Annotated in this window: 14 protein-coding genes; 8 read left to right on the top strand and 6 right to left on the bottom strand. The window is 74.2% G+C overall.

Annotated elements, in window-relative coordinates:
• Positions 1-20 precede the first annotated feature (20 nt).
• A complete protein-coding gene (locus E5225_RS03725) occupies positions 21-1,472 on the top strand; it encodes an NAD-dependent malic enzyme (protein ID WP_135975195.1) in 1,452 nt (483 codons plus the stop codon).
• A gap of 88 nt (positions 1,473-1,560) precedes the next feature.
• Here E5225_RS03725 and E5225_RS03720 read toward each other — a convergent pair whose 3' ends face one another.
• From E5225_RS03720 to E5225_RS03705, 4 genes are all read right to left on the bottom strand, one after another.
• The gene (locus E5225_RS03720) at positions 1,561-2,478 is read right to left on the bottom strand and encodes a carbohydrate ABC transporter permease (RefSeq protein ID WP_135975203.1); all 918 of its coding nucleotides are present in this window, start codon (positions 2,476-2,478) and stop codon (positions 1,561-1,563) included.
• A 5-nt stretch (positions 2,479-2,483) separates the two neighbouring features.
• Positions 2,484-3,515, bottom strand: coding sequence for an ABC transporter permease (locus E5225_RS03715; RefSeq protein WP_135975197.1), 1,032 nt, complete (start codon positions 3,513-3,515; stop codon positions 2,484-2,486).
• A gap of 68 nt (positions 3,516-3,583) precedes the next feature.
• The gene (locus tag E5225_RS03710; protein ID WP_135975199.1) at positions 3,584-5,257 is read right to left on the bottom strand and encodes an ABC transporter substrate-binding protein; all 1,674 of its coding nucleotides are present in this window, start codon (positions 5,255-5,257) and stop codon (positions 3,584-3,586) included.
• A 300-nt stretch (positions 5,258-5,557) separates the two neighbouring features.
• Positions 5,558-6,574 carry a LacI family DNA-binding transcriptional regulator gene (locus tag E5225_RS03705; protein WP_135975205.1) on the bottom strand — a complete coding sequence of 339 codons (1,017 nt, stop codon included), beginning with the start codon at positions 6,572-6,574 and terminating at the stop codon, positions 5,558-5,560.
• Positions 6,575-6,768: 194 nt separating this feature from the next.
• On the opposite strand from E5225_RS03705, the gene E5225_RS03700 reads away from it, so the two are divergent.
• From E5225_RS03700 to E5225_RS03685, 4 genes are all read left to right on the top strand, one after another.
• Complete coding sequence (locus E5225_RS03700) at positions 6,769-7,644, top strand: formate/nitrite transporter family protein (protein WP_135975201.1); 876 nt, start codon at positions 6,769-6,771, stop codon at positions 7,642-7,644.
• Between the two features lie 187 nt (positions 7,645-7,831).
• Positions 7,832-8,755 (top strand): hypothetical protein, encoded by a 924-nt coding sequence (locus E5225_RS03695; protein WP_136225293.1) that lies wholly within the window; start codon positions 7,832-7,834, stop codon positions 8,753-8,755.
• 125 nt (positions 8,756-8,880) lie between these two features.
• Positions 8,881-10,974 (top strand): acetate--CoA ligase, encoded by a 2,094-nt coding sequence (gene acs / locus E5225_RS03690; RefSeq protein ID WP_424945149.1) that lies wholly within the window; start codon positions 8,881-8,883, stop codon positions 10,972-10,974.
• Between the two features lie 205 nt (positions 10,975-11,179).
• Positions 11,180-12,616, top strand: coding sequence for a cellulase family glycosylhydrolase (locus E5225_RS03685; RefSeq protein WP_135975146.1), 1,437 nt, complete (start codon positions 11,180-11,182; stop codon positions 12,614-12,616).
• Positions 12,617-12,730: 114 nt separating this feature from the next.
• Here the strand turns inward: E5225_RS03685 and E5225_RS03680 are convergent, their stop codons facing one another.
• Entirely contained in the window at positions 12,731-14,005 is a 1,275-nt protein-coding gene (locus tag E5225_RS03680) for an NAD(P)-binding domain-containing protein (protein WP_135975147.1), read from the bottom strand.
• Positions 14,006-14,161: 156 nt separating this feature from the next.
• Here E5225_RS03680 and mshD point away from each other — a divergent pair, with 156 nt between their 5' ends.
• The 3 genes from mshD (at position 14,162) to E5225_RS03665 (ending at position 18,439) form a co-directional block, all read left to right on the top strand.
• On the top strand, positions 14,162-15,133 hold the full coding sequence (gene mshD / locus E5225_RS03675; RefSeq protein WP_135975149.1) for a mycothiol synthase: 972 nt from the start codon (positions 14,162-14,164) through the stop codon (positions 15,131-15,133).
• A 103-nt stretch (positions 15,134-15,236) separates the two neighbouring features.
• Positions 15,237-17,465: an RNA degradosome polyphosphate kinase gene (locus E5225_RS03670; protein WP_135975151.1), complete on the top strand. Its 2,229-nt coding sequence runs from the start codon at positions 15,237-15,239 to the stop codon at positions 17,463-17,465.
• The gene (locus E5225_RS03665) at positions 17,462-18,439 is read left to right on the top strand and encodes an NUDIX hydrolase (RefSeq protein ID WP_135975153.1); all 978 of its coding nucleotides are present in this window, start codon (positions 17,462-17,464) and stop codon (positions 18,437-18,439) included. Before E5225_RS03670 ends, E5225_RS03665 begins: the two co-directional genes overlap by 4 nt.
• 53 nt (positions 18,440-18,492) lie before the next feature.
• On the opposite strand, the gene E5225_RS03660 is transcribed toward E5225_RS03665, so the two are convergent.
• Positions 18,493-21,132 carry a glycosyl hydrolase 53 family protein gene (locus E5225_RS03660; RefSeq protein ID WP_166435984.1) on the bottom strand — a complete coding sequence of 880 codons (2,640 nt, stop codon included), beginning with the start codon at positions 21,130-21,132 and terminating at the stop codon, positions 18,493-18,495.
• Positions 21,133-21,174 lie beyond the last annotated feature (42 nt).

Here is a 21,174-nt window from a genome sequence, read left to right as displayed (position 1 = left end):
GTCGGTGCCACGATGACCGCATGGTCACCGCCCCCTCCGTGTCGTCGTCGATCACCGCCCGGCTGGAGGTGCGGGCCAGCCCCACGGCCGTCTCGGACCTCACGACCGCCATCGAGCGCGCCGGCGGCATCGTCACGGCGCTCGACGTCACCGCGTCGTTCCACGAGGCGATGACGGTCGACGTCACGTGCGCGACGCGGGACGTGGACCACGCGTCCGACGTCGTCGCGGCGCTCGAGGAGCTCGACGGGGTCACCGTCAAGCGCGTGTCCGACCGCACGTTCCTCATGCACCTCGGCGGCAAGCTGTCGATCGAGTCGAAGGTGCCGCTGCGCAACCGCGACGACCTGTCGATGGCGTACACGCCGGGCGTCGCACGGGTGTCCCAGGCGATCGCGGAGCGCCCGGACGACGCGCGCCGGCTCACCATCAAGCGCAACACCATCGCGGTCGTGACGGACGGCACGGCCGTGCTGGGGCTCGGCGACATCGGCCCGCTCGCCGCGCTGCCCGTGATGGAGGGCAAGGCCGTGCTCTTCAAGCGGTTCGCGGACATCGACGCGTTCCCCATCTGCCTCGACACGACGGACGTCGACGAGATCGTCCGGACGGTCTGCGCGATCGCGCCGGTGTTCGCCGGCATCAACCTCGAGGACATCTCCGCGCCGCGCTGCTTCGAGGTGGAGCGCCGCCTGCGCGAGGCGCTCGACATCCCGGTGTTCCACGACGACCAGCACGGGACGGCGATCGTCGTGGTCGCGGCGCTGACGAACGCGCTCACCGTGGTGGGCAAGCGGATCGGCGACGTGCGGGTCGTCATGTCGGGTGCGGGTGCGGCCGGGACGGCCGTGCTCAAGCTGCTGCTCGCCGCGGGGGTCCGCGACGTCGTCGTCACGGACATCGACGGCGTGGTGCACGCCGACCGCCCGGGGCTGACTCCGTCGCTGCGGTGGACGGCCGCGCACACCAACCCGCGGGGCGCCACGGGCACGGTGCACGACGCGATCGTGGGTGCCGACGTCTTCGTGGGCGTGTCCGCGCCGGACGTCATCACGGCCGACGACGTCGCGCGCATGGCCGACGACGCGATCGTGTTCGCGCTGGCCAACCCCCGCCCGGAGATCGACCCCGACGAGGCGGCGAAGCACGCGGCCGTCGTGGGCACGGGCCGCTCCGACTTCGCGAACCAGATCAACAACGTGCTCGCGTTCCCCGGCGTCTTCCGCGGGCTGCTCGACGCGCAGTCGCACACGATCACCGAGCCCATGCTGCTGGCCGCGGCGGAGGCCCTCGCGTCGGTCGTGCGCCCGGAGGAGCTGAACCCGACGTACATCGTGCCGAGCGTGTTCAACCCCGAGGTGACGACGGTCGTCGCCGCGGCCGTGCGCGCGGCCGCCGGCGCGGAGGGCGTCGCGGCGTCCCCCGCCCCGACCACGGGCGAGATCGCGCAGGTCCGGCGGGTCGAGCGCTGAACGGCCCGCCCGCCCGTAACGCCGAACGGCCCGCCCGCCCCGAGGGGCGGACGGGCCGAAGGGCCGGGCCGACGGCCGGCGGGAGCGCTCAGCCCTTGACGGAGCCGAGCATGACGCCGGACACGAAGTACCGCTGCACGAACGGGTAGACGCACAGGATCGGCAGCACCGTGAGCACCATGGTCACCGCCTGGATGTTCACGGAGATCGACCCCGTGGCGGCGCTCTGCGAGGCGGCCCCCTCCGACGCGGCGGACGACGCCCCCGCGATGAGGTTGCGCAGGAACAGCGTGACGGGCTGCAGGTCCTGCCGGTCCAGGTAGAGGAACGCGCTGAACCAGTCGTTCCAGTACTGCACCGAGTAGAACAGCACCATCGTCGCGACCACGGCCTTCGACAGCGGCAGCACGATGCGGCCGAAGATGCCGAACCACCCGAGGCCGTCGATCTGCGCGGCCTCCTCGAGCTCGGAGGGCAGGTTCTCGAAGAACGACTTCATGACGAGCAGGTTGAAGATCGAGATCGCACCCGGCAGGACCACGGCCCAGAGGGTGTTCTTCAGCCCGAGCGACGAGATGAGGACGTAGTTCGGGATGATGCCGCCGTTGAAGAACATCGTGAAGACCGCGAAGCCGATGAGGAGCCCGCGGCCGCGCAGGTGCCGCTTGGACAGCACGTAGGCGTACGTGGTCGTCAGCACCATCGCGATGGTCGTGCCGACGACGGTGTACACCACCGTGTTGCGGTAGTTCCCCCAGAAGAGGGAGTTCTCCGCCACCGCGCGGTAGGTGTTGAGGTTGAACCCCACGGGCCAGAAGCTGACCTCGCCGGAGCGGATCGCGTCCTCGCTGCTGAAGGACTGGGCCACGACCGTGAGGAAGGGGTACAGCATCACGCCCATGACCAGCAGGAGGGCGGTGATGTTGACCCACGTGAACACGCGGTAGCCCCGCGTGTCGCGCGCACCGACGGGCCGGACCGGTGCGGACGGCTTCGGCGCCGTCATCTGCGTCACCACAGGCTCGCTCCCACCGCTCGCTTGGAGATCATGTTCGCCGACAGGATCATGACCAGGCCGATCACGGCCTGGAACAGACCGATCGCCGCCGCGTAGGACAGGTTGTTCGAGATCAGGCCCACCCGGTACAGGTAGGTCGAGATCACGTCCGCCGTCTCGTAGGTCAAGGGGTTGTAGAGCAGCAGGACCTTCTCGAAGCCGACGTTGAGGAAGGTGCCGACGTTGAGGATGAGCAGCGTGACCATCGTCGGGCGGATGCCCGGCAGGGTCACGTGCCACGTCTGCTGCCAGCGGTTGGCCCCGTCGATGCGCGCCGCCTCGTAGAGCGAGGAGTCGACCGTGGTCAGGGCCGCGAGGTAGAGGATCGTGCCCCACCCGACGGTCTGCCAGACCTCGGAGCCGACGTAGATGGTGCGGAACCACTCCGGCCGCTGCAGGAACGGGATCGACTCACCGCCGAGCGCCTCGATCACCTGGTTGACCGTGCCCTGCAGCGAGAGCATCTGCATGAGCATGCCGACGATGATGACGATCGACAGGAAGTGCGGCAGGTAGGACACGGACTGCACGAACCGCTTGAACTTCTGCGCCCGCAGCTCGTTGAGCATGAGCGCCAGGATGATCGGGAGCGGGAACGCGAAGACCAGCGTCAGCGCCCCGAGGATGATCGTGTTCGAGAAGACCGCCCAGAACGTCGGGTCGTTCATGAACATCGAGATGTAGCGCAGCCCGACGAACTCGTCGCCGAAGATGCTGCCGCCCGGCCGGAACCGCCGGAACGCGATGGCGTTGCCGGCCATCGGCAGGTAGCGGAACACGAGCAGGAACAGCACGGGTGCGGCGGCGAGCGCGTACAGCGGCCAGTCGCGCCGCAGCGTCGTGCGCCACGGCACGGACCGGACGCGCTCGCGGCCCCGCCTGCCTGCGGGACGCTGCCCGGCGGGCGGACCCGCGGTGCCGGCGCGCGTGGCCGGCTCGTCGACGGCTGCGCCGTCGGTGGGTACGAGGACCCGGGTCGATCTCATGGATCACTCCTTCGTGCGGACCCGGTGGGCCGGGGACGTTGCCCCGGCCCACCGGATGACCCGAGGTCCTAGCCGTTGCTCTCGGCGAAGCGCTCGCGCGCGCCGTTGTACAGGTCCACGTACTGCTGCAGACCCTTCGACTCGAGCTCGGCGACGAACGCGTCCCACTCGCTCAGCGGCCGCTCGCCCAGGATGAACCGGAGCGTGGCGGTGTCGACCGAGTCCTTCAGCGGCGTGCCCAGCAGCGACGCCTGCTCCAGGTCCGCCTCCGACAGCGGGGCCGGCGGCAGCGGGTCGGTCGGGGTGCGCGTCGACAGCACGGCGTCGATGTACTCGACGGCCTGGTCGGTGGAGTACGACTCCTTCAGCGCCCGCGACTCCGTGGCCTCGGCCAGGAACGTGCTGAAGCCCAGGTCCTTCTGGATGTCCGTCGGCGCACCCGGGTTGAGGTTGAAGGTGTCGAGACGGTGCTCGGCGTCGAGCGTGTACTCGTCACCGGACTTCGTGTACGTCTCGCCCTCGACGCCCCAGCGGAGCATGTCGCGTGCCTCCGGCGAGTAGTACATCCAGTCGAGGAACTGCAGCAGCGCCGTGAAGTAGGGCTTGCTCTCGGCGTCCTTCGTGATCATGAAGCCGTGCCAGAAGTTGCGCGGCTCCACGAGCGCACCGGCCGGGCCGGCGGGCGGCGGGATCTGCACGACCTCGTGGTTGCCGGGACCGACGGTGGCGTCCAGCGCCTGCCCCCACTCGATCGCCGTGCCGCTGGCACCGGAGCCGGCGAACGCCTTGCCCTCGGAGATCAGGCGCTCGACGCGCTCGACCGCCTCCTGGTCCTGCACCGTGAACGAGTCGGGGTCGAACAGGCCGTCCTGGACGAGGCCGTGGAAGTACTCGACCATCTCCTTGTACTCCTCGGAGGTGGCGGCGTACTCGAACTCGCCCTTCTCCTCGTCCCACTGCATGCCGTCGCCGAAGCCCCAGCCGGCCTGGGTACCGAACCCGCGGGCCGCGTAGTTGAGCAGCGAGTTGCCCTGGAACCCGTCCTGCAGCGGGTAGGAGTCCGGGTAGGCCTCCTTCAGCTTGACGAACGCCTCGCGGAAGTCCTCCCACGTGTCGGGCATCTCGATGCCGAGCTCGTCGAACTTGTCCTTGCGGACGAGGAGCGTGAACATCGGCACGGACACCTCCTGGAAGCCGGGGAGCATGTACAGCTCGCCGTCCTCCTGGCGCAGGTTGTCCACCATCTCCTGCAGGTCCCACTCCTCCACGTACTTCTGGAAGTGGGGCATCTCGTCGAGGTACTTGCTCAGCGGGACGACGGCGCCCGAGGCGGCGAACTGCTCCTCCTCACCGGTGTAGACCAGCGGGATGATGTCCGGCGCGTCGCCGGCGCTGATGAGCAGGCTCCGCTTCTCCAGGTGGTCGCTCAGCGGGATGTGGGTCGTCTCCAGCGTGACGTTGGTCTGCTCCTTCAGGAGGTCGAAGAACTGCCACTCGTCCTTGACCGTCACCTCGGGCCAGTCGGTCCACAGGATCGAGAGCTCCAGGGGCTCCGACGCGGTGAACTGATCACCGGCGGCGTAGCCCTCCATCGCACCGGTCCGCTGCTCCTCGGTGGCGTCGCCGCCGTCGCCACCGCCGCCGCTGCACGCGGCCAGCGTCAGGGCGAGGCCCGCCGCGACGGCCGCAGCCGCACGCGTCGTCCGTGGCCGGCGCCCTCCGTTGATGCCCGCACGTGTCATCTGGCTCTCCTCATCGAGATCCGTCCCGGGGTCGTACCCCGGGACCCTGCTGCGTAGTTCGCCGCCGGTCGTCCGCGTCCCCCTCTTCGGGTCGCGACCGTCGGAGGTGTATCGATACATCCCTCAGGATTATCGATACACCACACCGACGTGGCCGGAATCTATGCGTCCGACAGGCCCGCGGTCAATGTCGCCCCGGCGCGGCGTCCACCGGCGGTCCGCAGCGACGACGGCGGCGCCCGAATTGCCCCCCCGCCAGGCACGTCACCAGGACGGCACCGGCGCGGGAGGTGACCCGGTTCAGGCGCTCGAGCCGCGGACCACGAGCTCCACCGGCGTGGTCAGCCGGACGGGCTCGAACGCCTCGCCCGCGAGCCGCCGCTCGATCACCGACACCGCCTGGCGGGCGATCCAGTCCCGGCCCGGGTCGACCGAGGACAGCCCCGGGACGGCGAACTCGCTGCCCCGCAGGTTGTCGAACCCCACGACCGCGACGTCCTGCGGCACGCGCAGGCCCGCGTCGTGCAGCGCCGCCAGCACCCCGTACGCCATGTCGTCCGTGACGGCGAAGACGGCGTCGGGGGCGAGGCCGGCGGCTAGCGCGCGCAGCACCACCTCGCGCGCACCCTGGGCCGTGTAGAGCGCACCGCCCAGCACGAGGCGCTCGTCCGGCACGAGCCCCACGTCCGCGTGCGCCGTGCGCCAGCCCTGCGTGCGCAACCCGGACGTCGGGTCCAGCCCCCCGGGCGCTCCCGTCCCGGCGGGCCCCACCGACGGACCGTCGACGACGGCCACGCGGCGCGCGCCCCGGCCCAGGAGGTGGCGCACGGCCAGGCGCGCGCCCTCGGCGTTCCCGATGCTGACGTGGTCGAACCGCTGCGGGACGTCCTGCTCGCCGAGGAGCACCAGCGGCTGCGTGCTGCTCAGCGAGTCCACCTCGTCGTACGTCAGGCCGACGGCGCTGAGCACCACCGCGTCGTACTGCCGCAGCCGGGCCAGGGAGAGCTCCGACAGCTCCCCCTCCTTGCTCGCGCCCGACTGCGCCACGACGAGGTGCCGACCGTGGTTCGCGACCTCCGTCGCGAACGAGGTGGCGAGCTCGGCGAAGTACGTGTGGTCGAACCTCGGCACGATGAGCGCGACCGTGTCGACACGACCCGCACGCAGCCGGCGGGCCGTGAGGTTGATCTCGTAGCCCAGCTCGTCGACCGCCTCGAGCACCCGGCGCCGCGTCGCCTCGCCCACCCGCGTCCGACCGTTCAGGACGTTGGAGACCGTCATCTTCGACACCCCCGCGCGCCGCGCGACGTCGCTCATCGTCGCCACACGGGCGCCACCTGCGACCGACGGTCCCACCTGTGGTCCTCCTGCCTCCGGGGCGGCCGTCGGGTCGTCCCGGGGTCCCGCGGGGCCAACTGTGTCAGTCCCGGCCCCGATCGGTGGCCGGGTCGGCGCGCGAGGACGCCCTTTCGTCCTGGGTGACACCCGTTGCGCGGCACCACGATGGACGCGTGCTGACCATCCCCGAGACCGTCGCCGCGCACGCCGACGCGGCCGTGCACAAGGTGGCCCTGCTGCGCACGCCGGGACTGCTCCTCGTCCGGACCATGCTCGCGGGCGCCGCGATCGGCATCGGCGTCCTCGTCATGGTGACCGCGGGCGGCCCGCTCGTCGCGGCGGGGTCGCCATGGGCGCCGCTCGTCAACGGGCTCGTGTTCGGCATCGCCCTGACGATCGTCCTGGTGGCCGGTGGCGAGCTGGCGACGAGCGCGATGATGATCCTCACGCAGGGTGCCCTGCTGGGGCGCGTCGGCTGGGGGCGCGCCCTCGTCGCGCTCCTGGCGGCGCTGGCCGGCAACCTGCTCGGGGCGATGCTGTTCGCCGCGCTCGTGCACACCTCGGGCGTCGCCGGGCCGGGCACCGCGGCGGGCGAGGCGCTCGCGCGCATGGTCGCGCACAAGGCCGAGGCGACCACGTCCGAGCTCGTCGTGCGCGGCATCCTGTGCAACGTGCTGGTCTGCCTCGCCGTCTGGTGCTGGGGGCGGATCGGCGCCGGCACCGCCGGCGTCGCGGTCGTGGTGGGCTGCGTCATGGTCTTCATCACCTCCGGCTTCGAGCACGTCGTGGCGAACATGACGACGTTCTCGCTCGCGCTGTACGGCGACCTGCCGCACGCGACGCTCGCCGAGGCGGGACGGAACCTGCTGGCGGTCGGTGTCGGCAACACGGTCGGTGGCGCGCTGCTCGTGGGCGCGGCCTACGCCTACGGCGTGCGGCCGGCGGTGGCACCCGCCACGCGCCTCGCTCCCCCGGCGCCCGTGCCGGCCGGCGTGCTGCTCTCCCTGCCCGTGCCGGCCGAGGTGCCGGACGAGGGAGCGCTGCGCTGACCCCGGCGCGCTGACCCCGGCGCGCTGACCCCGGCCTGCTGACCCCGGTCGACTGGGCCGAACGTGCGACCCCACCGCGCGGACCCGGCCCGCCCGCCGCGCGCCGCGCGACGACGCCGCGTGGACGGCACTAGCGTGGACGTGACGAGGTGTCCACGGACGCCGAGGCGCGACCCGGGGAGCACGCATGAGCACGTCCGACGCCCAGCGGCCCACGGACGGCCCCGGGCACTCCGACTCCGGCGAGCCCGGCACCGACACGGGTCGGCACGCCGTCGCGCGTCCCGCGCCCACGCCGCCGGAGCCGGTCGGCACCGCCCCGACGTCCCCCGGCGCGCCGGGGGCAGGAGCACCCGGCGACGAGGCAGCGGGCCCGGCGCCCGCGGCGCCCGGCCGGCCGACGACCGCGGCGACCCACCCGGCGACGAGCCCGCCGGCGGCGGCCGCGACCCCGCCACGTCCCGCGGGCGCGACCGCCGCCGGCGCACCGGGTGCCGCCGGGCGCGGGAGCCCCCCGCACGACGCCCGCGCCGACGCGGCGGCCGGCCCGGCGACCGCGCGCGGCGACCGGAGCGACCGGAGCACCCGCAGCGACCCGGAGGGCGACGACGACCTCTTCCCGGACCCGAACGCACCCCGCACGGTCCACCCGGGCACGCACGTGCTCGGCGTGCTCGTGGGGCTGCTGCTCGCCCCCGTCGCGGCGCTCGTGACGCTCGTCGGCCAGTCGCGCGTGCTCACGGTCCAGGCGGGCGACTGGGACGCGTCGCTCGAGACGCTCGGCATCGTGCTCGTCTCCGTCGGCGCGCTGGCGCTCGCGGCGGTCGTGCTGCTGGGGCTGTGGACGCCCGCCGTGCCGCTGGCGGGCGGCACGGCGCTCGCCGCGCTCGGCGGCCTGGCGCTGTACGCACCGGGCATCGCCCGGCAGCAGGCGCTCGCGGTCGTCGGCGAGGCGTGGTCACGCACGACCGTGGAGACGACCGTGGCGGCGACCTCGGGGACGCTGCTGGTCGCCGGCGTGCTGGTGCTCGTGGCGGGCGTGGTCGCGGCGCTCGCCCGGCGGCGCGGCGTGCACCTGGGCGTCTTCCGGGAGCGCAACCGGGCGGTGTGACCCCCGCCGCCCGCGGTCCGGGACGTAGCGGACGGAGCGGACGGCGCGGACGGGCACGTCGGAGGCGTGCGCGTCGCCGGTGCGCAGGGCTAAGGTCCGTGCCGAGGACCCTCGGGTCAGCACCGATGAGCCGCACCGACGCCGTTGCGCAGGGAGACACCGTGACCGAACCGTCCGCCGCCCCCACCCCGACCGAGGCCGCGCCCGTCGCACCTGCCGCACCCGGGAGCGCGCCCGCGGCGGCGTCGACGGGCCTGGAGAACCTCCTGACGGAGGACCGCCGCTTCCCGCCGACGCCCGAGTTCGCCGCACAGGCGAACGCGACCGCCGACCTCCACGCCTGGGCGAACGCGGACCGGCCCGGCTTCTGGGGCGACCAGGCACGGAGCCTGCTCACGTGGTCGACGCCGTTCACGCAGACCCTCGACTGGTCGGACGCGCCGTTCGCGCGCTGGTTCGCCGACGGACGCCTGAACGCGACGTACAACGCGGTCGACCGGCACGTCGAGGCGGGCCACGGCGACCGCGTCGCGCTGCACTTCGAGGGCGAGGGCGGCGACACCCGCACGCTCACGTACGCCGACCTGCTGCGCGAGGTGTCGAAGGCCGCGAACGCGATCGCCGCGCTCGGCGTGCGCACGGGCGACCGCGTCGCGATCTACATGCCGCTGATCCCCGAGGCGGTCATCACGATGCTCGCGTGCGCCCGCATCGGCGCGCCGCACTCGGTGGTCTTCGGCGGGTTCTCGGCCGAGGCGCTGAGCTCCCGGATCCTCGACGCCGAGGCGAAGCTGGTCGTGACGGCCGACGGCGGCTTCCGCCGCGGTGCCCCGACCGCCCTCAAGCCGGCGGTCGACGAGGCCCTCGCCAAGGGCGCGCCCACCGTCGATCACGTGCTCGTCGTGCGCCGCACGGGCCAGCCGGTCGAGTGGACGCAGGGCCGGGACGTCTGGTGGCACGAGGCCGTGGACGTCGCGTCGGCGCAGCACACGCCGGTGGAGGTCGAGGCGGAGCACCCGCTGTTCATCCTCTACACGTCGGGCACGACCGGGAAGCCGAAGGGCATCTTCCACACGACGGGTGGCTACCTGGCGCAGGCGGCGTACACGCACCTCAACGTCTTCGACCTCAAGCCGGAGACCGACGTCTACTGGTGCACGGCCGACATCGGCTGGGTCACCGGGCACACGTACGTCGTCTACGGGCCGCTGGTCAACGGTGCGACGCAGGTGATCTACGAGGGCACGCCGGACACGCCGCACCGCGGGCGCTGGTGGGAGATCGTGCAGAAGTACGGGGTGTCGATCCTGTACACGGCCCCGACGGCGATCCGCACGTGCATGAAGTGGGGCGAGGACATCCCCGCGCAGTTCGACCTGTCGTCGCTGCGGGTGCTCGGGTCGGTGGGTGAGCCCATCAACCCGGAGGCGTGGATGTGGTACCGCCGGGTGATCGGCGGGGACCGGACGCCGATCGTCGACACGTGGTGGCAGACGGAGACGGGCGCGATCATGATCAGCCCCCTGCCCGGGGTGACGACGACCAAGCCCGGCTCGGCGCAGGTGCCGCTGCCCGGCATCGCGGCCGACGTGGTGGACGACGACGCCAAGCCGGTGCCCGACGGCCACGGCGGCTACCTGGTGCTGACCGAGCCCTGGCCCGCGATGCTGCGCGGGATCTGGGGCGACCCCGAGCGGTACAAGGACACCTACTGGTCCCGCTTCAAGGACGTGTACTTCGCGGGTGACGGGGCGAAGAAGGACGACGACGGGGACATCTGGCTGCTGGGCCGCGTCGACGACGTCATGAACGTCTCCGGCCACCGGCTGTCGACGACCGAGATCGAGTCGGCCCTCGTCTCCCACCCGTGGGTCGCGGAGGCCGCGGTCGTGGGCGCGACCGACGAGACGACCGGCCAGGCGGTCGTCGCGTTCGTCATCCTGCGCGGCGACGCCACGGAGGCGGCCGGCTCCGACGCCGCCACCGTGCAGAGGACGCTGCGCGACCACGTCGCCCGCGCGATCGGCCCCATCGCCAAGCCGCGGCAGATCCTCGTCGTCGCGGAGCTGCCCAAGACCCGGTCCGGCAAGATCATGCGCCGCCTGCTGCGCGACGTGGCCGAGCACCGCACGGTCGGCGACGCGACCACGCTCGCGGACGCGTCGGTCATGGACCTCATCGCCGCAGGTCTGGCGACGCCGGCCGCGTCCAGCGACTGAGCGCGCGAGCCCGCCGACGGCCGCGGCCCGGTACCCCACGGGGGCCGGGCCGCGGCCGCGTGGGCACCGGGACGGCGAAGCGTTTAGGCCGTGGAGCGGCCCCGGCGCTGCTGGTTGTGTGACCGGCGCACCCCGCGCGCTCCCGGCCGGCGGACAGGCGGGCGGGTGCTCGTCAGCACCTACTTCTGCGGAACGAGGACGTCCCATGAAGCACCTGTCCACGCGCGCGGTCGCGGCCTCCGCGGCCGCGCTGCTCGCACTCGGCGGGCTCACCGCCGCGGCGACCTCCGCCTCGGCGGCGGAGCCGGTCGGCCTCCACATCGAGGGGGCCCGGCTCGTCGAGGAGAACGGCACCCCGTTCGTCGCGCGCGGCGTCAGCCACGCGCACACCTGGTACGCGTCGCAGACGCCCACGGCGATCCCCGCCATCCGCGCCGCCGGCGCCAACGCCCTGCGCGTCGTGCTCTCCGACGGCACGCGCTGGACGAGGAACGACGCGACCGACGTCGCGAACGTCATCTCCCTGTGCCGCGCGAACCAGCTGGTCTGCATGCTCGAGGTCCACGACACCACGGGGTACGGCGAGCAGTCCGGCGCCGCGACGCTGGCCCAGGCCGCCACCTACTGGACCGGCCTGAGGTCGGTCCTGCAGGGCACCGAGGACTTCATCCAGATCAACATCGGCAACGAGCCCTACGGCAACACCGCGTCGGTGTCGGCCGGCTGGGCGGCGGACACGTCCGCCGCGATCCGGACCATCCGCGCCGCCGGTCTGCGGCACAACATCGTCGTGGACGCCCCGATGTGGGGCCAGGACTGGGGCGGCATCATGCGCGACCAGGCGCCCACGGTCGCGGCGGCGGACCCCGACGGGAACGTGCTCTTCTCGGTGCACATGTACGGCGTCTACGCGCAGGCGTCGACGATCACGTCGTACCTCGACGCGTTCGCCGCGCACGGCCTCCCGCTGGTCATCGGCGAGTTCGGGTTCGACCACTCCGACGGCAACCCCGACGAGGACACGATCATGGCCGAGGCGCAGCGCCGCGGCATCGGGTACTACGGCTGGTCGTGGTCGGGCAACGGCGGCGGCGTCGAGTACCTCGACATGGTCACGGGCTTCGACCCGGCGCGGAAGACGTCGTGGGGCACGCGGATCTTCGACGGCGCGAACGGCATCAGGGCCACCGCGCGCACGGCGACGTTCTTCGGCGGCGCGACGCCGACGCCGACGCCGACGCCCACACGAACCCCCACGCCGACGCCGACGCCGACACGGACGCCGACGCCCACCGCGACTCCCACGGCCACGCCGACGCCGACCGCGACGCCGACGCAGAACCCGTCCGGCGCCTGCACCGCGACCCTGCGGATCACCGGCTCGTGGCCGGGCGGCTTCCAGGGCTCGGTCGACGTGCGGGCCGGCTCGGCGGGCACGTCGTCGTGGCGCACGCAGTTCACGCTCCCGTCGGGCGCGTCCGTCTCGCAGGGCTGGAGCGGCGCGTTCAGCGGCTCCGGCAGCTCCGTCACGGTGACCAACGCCGCGTGGAACGGCACCCTCGGTGCCGGGCAGACGACGAGCTACGGCTTCATCGGCTCGGGCCCCGCCCCGACCGGTGCCGTCGCGGTGTCCTGCTCCTGACACCGCACCCCGCCGGGCAGACCCCGGCACCCGCGTGACGACGACGGCCTCCGCCCGCACCGGGCGGGGGCCGTCGTCCGCGTCGCGTGGCGCGGTCGCGCACCGTCCCGGCGGCTACCAGCTCAGCGTGCGGCGCAGCCGGCGGACGGCCTCGCGCCCCGCGCGGTTCGCGCCGACGGTCGACGCGCTCGGGCCGTAGCCGACCAGCTGCAGGCGCGGCTCGCCGACGACCTCGGTGCCGTCCATCCGGATGCCGCCGCCGGGTGCGCGCAGCCCGAGCGGGGCGAGGTGGTCGAGCGTCGCGCGGAAGCCCGTCGCCCACAGGATCGTGCGCGCCGCGACGAACGGCGGCCCCTCGACCCAGCCGCCGAGCTCGGGCACGGCGCCCGGCAGGTCCGGCGGCAGGTCGGGGCCGGGGTCGTCCTCGACCACGGCGGGCGCGGACGCGTCCCAGGCCACGCCGTCGGGCTCGATGCGGTCGAACACGCAGCGCGCGCGCAGCACGCCGGACGCGATGCCGGCCCGGTACGCGGGCGTCAGCGGCAGGCCGGTGACGCTGACGACCGAGCGCGGCGGCAGCCCCGCGCGCGTCCGCTCGTCGACGCGGGACACCGCCTCGCGGCCGAGCTCGGGCGTGAACTCGGCGTCGGACCACCGCGGCGGGCGGCGCGTCACCCAGGTCGTCGTCGTGACCTCCGCGAGCTGCAGCAGCAGCTGGACGGCCGACGTGCCGCCGCCGACGACGACGACGTGACCGTCGGCGAGGTCCTTCGCGTCCCGGTAGTCGTGCGTGTGCAGCTGGCGGCCGCGGAACGTCGCCCGGCCGGGGTACGAGGGCCAGAACGGCCGCTGCCACGTGCCGGACGCGCTCACCACGCCCCGGGCGGCCCACACGACGACCTCGCCGGGGTGCTCGGCGTGGCGGGTGGTGACGAGGAAGCGGGGCTCGGGCCCGCCGTCGCGGGCGCGCTCGAGGCGCTCGACGCGCACGGGCCGCTGCACGTTCAGCCCGTAGGCGTCCTCGTACTGCGCGAAGTAGTAGGGCACGGCGTCGGCGGCGGGCTCGGCCGGGTCGACGACCACGAGCGGCATGCCGGGCAGGTCGTGGATCCCGTGCGCGTCGGCCATCGTCAGGCTGCGCCAGCGGTGCTGCCACGCACCGCCGGCCCGCGCGTTGTCGTCCAGGACGACGAACGTGCCCGCCGCCTGCTCCCAGCCCCGCGACCCGACGGCCACGAGCCCGGTCCGCTGCAGGTGGTAGGCGGCGGAGAGGCCGGCCTGGCCCGCACCGATCACGACGACGTCGACCTCGACCGTGCGGGGACCGCGCGTCGCCCGGCGCGCGCGCCGCCCGCGCAGGGCGGGGGTGGCGCTGGCGGGAGAGTCCATGGCGGCGTCCACGGTACCGGCGGACCCCGCGTCCGGGACGGGTGCGTCAGCGTCGGAGGGCCCACGTGCACGAGGCCTCCACACGCCGCCGACGAGCGGGAGGGCCCTCCTGGCCCACCCGCCCCGCACCGGACCGTCGCGTGATGGGATGGGCGCATGACGTCCGACACCGACGCGACGCTCGTGACGGCCGTCGCGGGGCCCCTGGACCCCGCCACGGCGGACGCGGTCGGGCGCCTGCACCACGACGCGACCCGTGCCGACGGCGTGGCGCCCCTGTCCGAGCAGCCGCTGCTGTGGCTCACCGAGCCCGAGGCGCCGGTCGTGCACCTGCTCGCGCACGCCGCCGACGGGACGCTCGTCGGCTACGCGCAGCTCGACGTGGGCACGTCGACGCGGGTGAGCGGCGAGGTCGTCGTCCACCCCGACCACCGGCGGCGCGGCGTGGCGTCGGCGCTGCTCGTGGCCGCGCAGGCGGAGACCGCCACCGTGCCCGGCCGCCGCCTCTCGGTGTGGGCGCACGGGGACGTCCCGGCCGCGCGCGCGACGGCGGACGCCGCCGGCCTGGTCGTCGTGCGCGAGCTGCTGCGGATGGCCGTCGACCTCGAGGCGCACCCGCCCGCGCCGGCCGCGCTGCCCGCGGGCGTCACGGTGCGCCCGTTCGTGCCCGGCCAGGACGAGGAGGCGTGGCGGCGCGTCAACGCGCGCGCGTTCGCGCACCACCCGGAGCAGGGCCGCATGACGTCGGCCGACCTGCGCGCGCGGGAGGACGAGCCGTGGTTCGACCCGGCCGGCTTCCTGCTCGCCGAGCGCGACGGCCAGCTGCTCGGCTCGGTGTGGACCAAGGTCCACCCGCGCGGTGCGGCGCCCGACGCGGGGGCCGACGAGGAGGTCGGCGAGATCTACGTCGTCGGCGTCGACCCGGACGCACAGGGCCTCGGCCTGGGACGCGCGCTGACCGCGCTCGGGCTCGCGCACCTGCGCGAGCGCGGGCTGCGCACGGCGATCCTCTACACGGGCGCCGAGAACACGGTGGCCGTGCACACGTACGAGCGGGCGGGCTTCCGGCGCGCCGCCGTCGACGTCATGTACGGCCCCGCGCCGGACGGCGCGCCTCCCGCGCGCTGACGCCCCGCCCTCGTGCCGACGCCCCGCGGAGGTGACGTTCCCCGCACGTGACGCTCCGCCACGACGACACGACGGGTTCACCCGGCGGTGCCACCATGGGCACATGACCGACGCCCCTGCGATCGACCCGCAGCTCGCCGCGAGCATCGCCGAGCACGTCGACACCGAGGACCCGCGGGAGCTGCCCGCGCCCACGCCGCTCCCCGACGACCGGTTCCTCGACCGCGAGCTCTCGTGGCTCGCGTTCAACCAGCGTGTCCTCGAGCTCGCGGAGGACCCGGAGCAGCCGCTGCTGGAGCGCGTGCGGTTCCTCGCGATCTTCGCGTCCAACCTCGACGAGTTCTTCATGGTCCGCGTGGCCGGGCTCAAGCGCCGCATCGCGACCGGCATCGCCGTCACGGCCGCGTCGGGGCTGTCCCCCCGGCAGGTGCTCGAGGCGATCAGCGAGCGCGCGCACGAGCTGATGGAGCGCCACGCGGCGGTCTTCCAGCGGGACGTGCAGCCGGCGCTCGCCGCCGAGGGCATCACGATCGTGCGCTGGGACGACCTGGGCGAGGCCGAGCAGGACCGGCTGCACAAGTTCTTCCGCCGGCAGATCTTCCCCGTGCTGACGCCGCTGGCCGTCGACCCCGCGCACCCGTTCCCGTACATCTCGGGGCTCTCGCTCAACCTCGCCGTCAGCGTCGTCAACCCCGCGAGCGGCAAGGAGCACTTCGCGCGCGTGAAGGTGCCGCCGCTGCTCCCCCGCTACATCGCGGTGGACGCGTCGGGCCGCCCGAGCGTGCCCGCGCGCGCGGGCGCCGAGAGCGGGCCGATGTCGTTCGTGCCCGTCGAGGACGTGATCGCCCAGCACCTCGACCAGCTGTTCCCCGGCATGGAGGTGCGCGAGTTCCACACGTTCCGCATCACGCGCAACGAGGACGTGGAGGTCGAGGAGGACGACGCCGAGAACCTCCTCAAGGCGATGGAGAAGGAGCTGCTGCGCCGCCGGTTCGGGCCCCCGGTGCGCCTGGAGCTGGCCGAGGGCATCAGCAACCGGGTCCGCAAGTTCCTCGTCCGCGAGCTCGGCATGTCCGAGGACGACGTGTACGAGCTCCCCGCCCCGCTCGACCACACGGGCCTCACCCTCATCGCGGACCTCGACCGGCCGGAGCTGCAGTACCCGCGCTTCGTCCCGGCGACGCACCGGCACCTCGCCGAGGTCGAGTCGGCCAGCGCGACGGACGTCTTCGCCGCGATCCGGGCGCGCGACATCCTGCTGCACCACCCGTACGACTCGTTCTCGACGTCGGTGCAGACGTTCCTCGAGCAGGCCGCCGCCGACCCGCACGTGCTCGCGATCAAGCAGACGCTGTACCGCACGTCCGGCGACTCCCCGATCGTCGACGCCCTGATCGACGCCGCGCAGGCAGGCAAGCAGGTGCTGGCGCTCGTGGAGATCAAGGCGCGCTTCGACGAGCAGAACAACATCTCGTGGGCGCGCAAGCTCGAGCAGGCCGGCGTGCACGTCGTGTACGGCATCGTCGGCCTCAAGACGCACTGCAAGCTCTCGCTCGTCGTGCGGCAGGAGGCGGACGGGCTGCGGCGCTACAGCCACGTCGGCACGGGCAACTACCACCCGAAGACCGCGCGGCTGTACACCGACCTCGGCCTGCTCACGGCGGACCCGGAGGTGGGGCAGGACCTCACGCGCCTGTTCAACCAGCTCTCCGGCTACGCACCCAAGTCGCGGTTCCACCGCCTGCTCGTCGCACCGCGCTCGGTGCGCACGGGGCTCGTCCAGCGCATCGAGCGCGAGGCGGAGGCCGCCCGGCGCGGCGAGCCCGCGTGGATCAAGATCAAGGTCAACTCGATGGTCGACGAGGCCACGATCGACGCGCTGTACCGCGCCTCGCAGGCGGGCGTCCCCGTGGACATCAACGTGCGGGGCATCTGCGCGCTCCGCCCCGGCGTGCCCGGTCTGTCGGAGACGATCCGCGTGCGCTCCATCCTCGGCCGGTTCCTCGAGCACTCGCGGGTCTTCGCGTTCGCGCACGCGACGCCCGACCCCGAGGACGGCTTCGAGGGACCGGAGGTGTTCATCGGGTCGGCCGACCTCATGCACCGCAACCTCGACCGGCGCGTCGAGGCGCTCGTGCGGGTCGCCGACCCCGCGCAGGTCGCCGAGCTCGTCGAGCTCCTCGACGAGTCGACCGACGACCGCACGTCCACGTGGCACCTGCGCGCTGACGGCGTCTGGGAGCGGCACCACCGCGGGCCGGGCGGCCCGCTGGTCGACCTCCAGCAGGCCCTCATCCAGCGGCAGAGGCGCCGGCCGGGCTCCGCACGGTGAGCCCGCCCGTCCGGCCCGCGGTCGAGGCCGCCGGCGCTCTCGTGTGGCGCGTGCGGGCCGGCCGCGTGCAGGTCGCGCTGGTCCACCGGCCGCGGTACCGCGACTGGTCCTGGCCGAAGGGCAAGCTCGACCCGGGCGAGGCGGCGCCCGCCGCCGCCGTGCGCGAGGTCGAGGAGGAGACCGGGCTGGCGGTCGTGCTCGGCGTCCCGCTGCCCGGGCTGGAGTACACGCTCGCGGACGGGCGGCGCAAGGTCGTCCGCTACTGGGCCGCGCAGCCCGCCGGCCGCGGGGACCGGGCACCGCTCGAGGCGCGCCCGCCGGTGCCGCGCGCGGAGGCGGACGAGATCGACCGCTGGGAGTGGTACGACGTGCGCACCGCGGCCAAGCGCCTGACCCGGCAGGAGGACCGGCGGCCGCTCGACGCGCTCGTCGAGACGTTCGCCAAGGACCGGCTCGACACGCGGGCCCTGGTCGTCGCGCGGCACGGGCAGGCGCGCAAGCGCAGCCAGTGGGACGGCGCCGAGGGCGACCGGCCGCTGACCGGGCTCGGCGGGCGGCAGGCCGACGCGATGGTGCCCGTGCTCGCCGCATTCGGCGTGGGGCACGTCGTGACGAGCGACTGGGAGCGGTGCGCGGCCACCATGGCCCCCTTCGCGCACGCCGCTCGGCTCGCCCCGGAGATCTCCCCGGAGCTCACGGAGGCCGAGCACGACGAGTCGCCCGCCCGCGTCGCGGCGGTGGTGGGCCGGTGCCTCGACGAGCGCGTCGACACCGTGCTGTGCACGCACCGGCCCGTGCTGCCGACGGTGCTGGACGTGCTGGCCACGCACGCGCGCCGCCCCGTGGCGAACAGGCTGCCCACCGAGAACCCGTACCTGCAGCCCGGCGAGGTGCTCGTGGCGCACGCCGCCATGACGCGCCGCGGGCCGCGCGTCGTCGCGACGGAGACCCACCGGTCCACCGCCGCGGGCTGACGCGCGGCCCGGGGCGACCCCGGGCCGGCCGCGGCGGCCGGCCCGGGAGGTGCTCAGCCCTGCACGTGCGCCGCGCGACGGCGCGCGAGGAGCACGCCGGCGGCGCCGGCCGCCAGCAGGCCCGCGGCGATGCCGACGAGCGGGCCCGCGGCCGCACCCGTGTCGCTCAGGCGTCCGCCGGCCGGCACGGTCACCCGGATCTCCGCCTGCGCGAGCACCGCGCCGGCGAGGTCCCGGACCTGGACGTGGTGCACGCCCGCGGTCAGCGTGGTCGGCAGCGTCACCCTGGTGGTGACGGCACCGTCCGCGACGGCGACCTGGGCCAGCGCCTGGTAGGTGCTCGCGACGCCGATCTCGACCGTGCCCGCCGGCAGGCCCGTGGCCCGTGCGGTCAGGGTGTCGCCGGGCCGCACGTCCGTGCGGTCGAGCGTCAGCCGGGGGGCGGGCGCCGGCGCGGTGGGCCCGGCCGTCGGCGTCGGGTCCGGCGTCGGCGTCGGGTCGGGCGTCGGCGTCGGGTCCGGCGTCGGGACCACGAGCGCGTCGAGCGCGGCGACGAGGCGTGCGGTCGCGGCGTCGACGTCCTCCTGCGTGGCGCGGCTGCCCGCGCGCACGACCTCGGCCACCTCGACCGCGTCGTCCAGCGCGTCCAGCTGCGCCGGCGTCCACGCGGCCCGGTCGACCGCGGCCGCCCGGGCGAGCGCGGCCTCCAGCGCGGTGGTGTCGACGTCGGCCACGGCCACGGCGGGCGTCAGGACGAACGCGTCGACCCACGCCCACGCGTTCGCGGGCAGCGAGCCACCGACCGCGACCGTGACGACGCCGTCGGCGCCGACCACGACGTCGGGGAGGACCGCCGTGCGGACCTGCTGCCAGCCCTCGAGCGGCAGCGGCGCGCTCTGGCGACCCGCGGCCGTCGTAGCCGTCAGCTCCAGACCTCCGGTGCCGCCCTCGAGGGCGCCGTGCGCGGAGGCGCTGAGCCGGTAGGTGCCGGCCGGCACGCCCGTGACGGTCTGCTCGATGCGCGGCGTGTACGGCGAGCCGGACCAGAGGTTCACGGCCCGGGCGCCCTCGGGCGCGTCGGACGCCTCGCGCACCGCCGCGTTGCCCCAGTCGATCGTCCACATGGACAGGTCGTCGTCCTCGAAGCCCGGGTTGCGCACGAGGTTCGCCGCGGCGACCACGACGGTCGCCGTGACGGGGAGGCCGCCCGCGGTCGTGCCGCGCAGCGTGTACGTCCCGGGCCCGCGGATCCAGTCCGCGGCGTCGCTCCACGTGACCGGCTGCTGCTCGACCGACCCGTCGTTGTACGTCACGGCGACCGTGGCGGGCAGCACGACGTCGTCGCCGTCCTCGACCGCGACCTGCACGTCCTCGACGGAGACGACCTCGCGCGGTGCCACCGCACCCGTGCGCGCGTACCGGAACACCTGCAGCGACTCGAGCGGCGTGCCGTCGTGCGCGAACAGCGCCTGGTTGTCCCACGACGAGCCGCCGTACCACTGGCCGGCGTCGTGCGGGTCGTACTGGCCCGCGAAGCTCGTCGCCCAGCCGGAGCCGTGCGCCTCCCACAGCGCCCTGTTCGCCTCGAGCTCGCTCGGCGGGCCGACCGGCAGCCACGCGGGCTCCCAGTAGAAGACGCCGAGGCCCGCGTCACCGACCGCCGCGACGGCCGCCATGACGTCGCGCACGGCGGTCGCCTGGCCCTGCACGCTCACGGGGTAGGCGGTCGCCTCCGACGCCAGGTCGATCGTGTTGCCGTGCCCGTCGCCGTCCTCGAGCGTGTACGCCCACGACGTCTCGGCGACCATGACCTGCTTGTCGTACGTCGTCGCGACCTCGGACAGCACGGACGTCAGGTTCTGCGCCGTGCCGTGCCAGAACGGGTAGTACGAGCTCGCGAAGACGTCGTAGTCGACGCCGCGCGCGTCGAGCTCGCGGGCGTAGCCGGCGTACCGGCCCGCCGTCTCCGGGTTCGTGAAGTGCAGCGCGACGAGGGCGTCGGGCAGCACCTCGCGCACCGCGGCGCTGCCGGCGGCGAACACGGGCGCCATGGCGTCCCAGCCCTGCACGCCCGCGACGCCGTTGTTCGTCTCGTTGCCGACCTGCACCATGCCGACGTCGACGCCCGCGTCCTCGAACGCCCGGAGGCTGTCCGCGGTGTACTCGCCGACCGCCGCGGCACGCTCGCCGGGTGTGAGGGCGGCCCACGCCTTGGGCACCTGCTGCTTGGCCGGGTCGGCCCAGAAGTCGGAGTAGTGGAAGTCGACGAGCACGCGCATGCCCGCCGCGGTGGCGCGCTCGCCGATCTCGACGGCCCGCGCCACGTCGGTGGTGCCGCCGCCGTAGCCGCGGCCGGCGCTGTCGTACGGGTCGTTCCACACGCGGACGCGGACCCAGTTCACGTCCGCGTCGGCGAGGACCTCGAACAGGTCGGCCTGCTGCCCGTCGGTGTCGCGGAACGTCACGCCGCTCTCCTCGAGCGACAGCAGCGACGACACGTCGACGCCGTTGACGAAGTCGGCGGCGAGCCCGTCGACGCGGTCGACGACGATGCCGGCCTCGACCGGGCCGTCGGCGGGTGCGGCCCAGCCGGGCGAGGCGGTCAGGAGCAGGGCGCCCGCGGCGGCGGTCGCGGCGAGTGCCCGGAGGGGGTGCGCAGGGGCGCGGCGCGCGGGGGTGGGGCGTGGTGACACGGTGGACCTCTCGATCGTCGTCGTTCGAGCACGTGCGTCCGT

Origin of the sequence: Cellulomonas shaoxiangyii, assembly GCF_004798685.1 — a bacterium.
Taxonomy (GTDB): Bacteria; Actinomycetota; Actinomycetes; order Actinomycetales; family Cellulomonadaceae; genus Cellulomonas; species Cellulomonas shaoxiangyii.
This window is presented reverse-complemented; position numbering and strand designations above follow the sequence as displayed.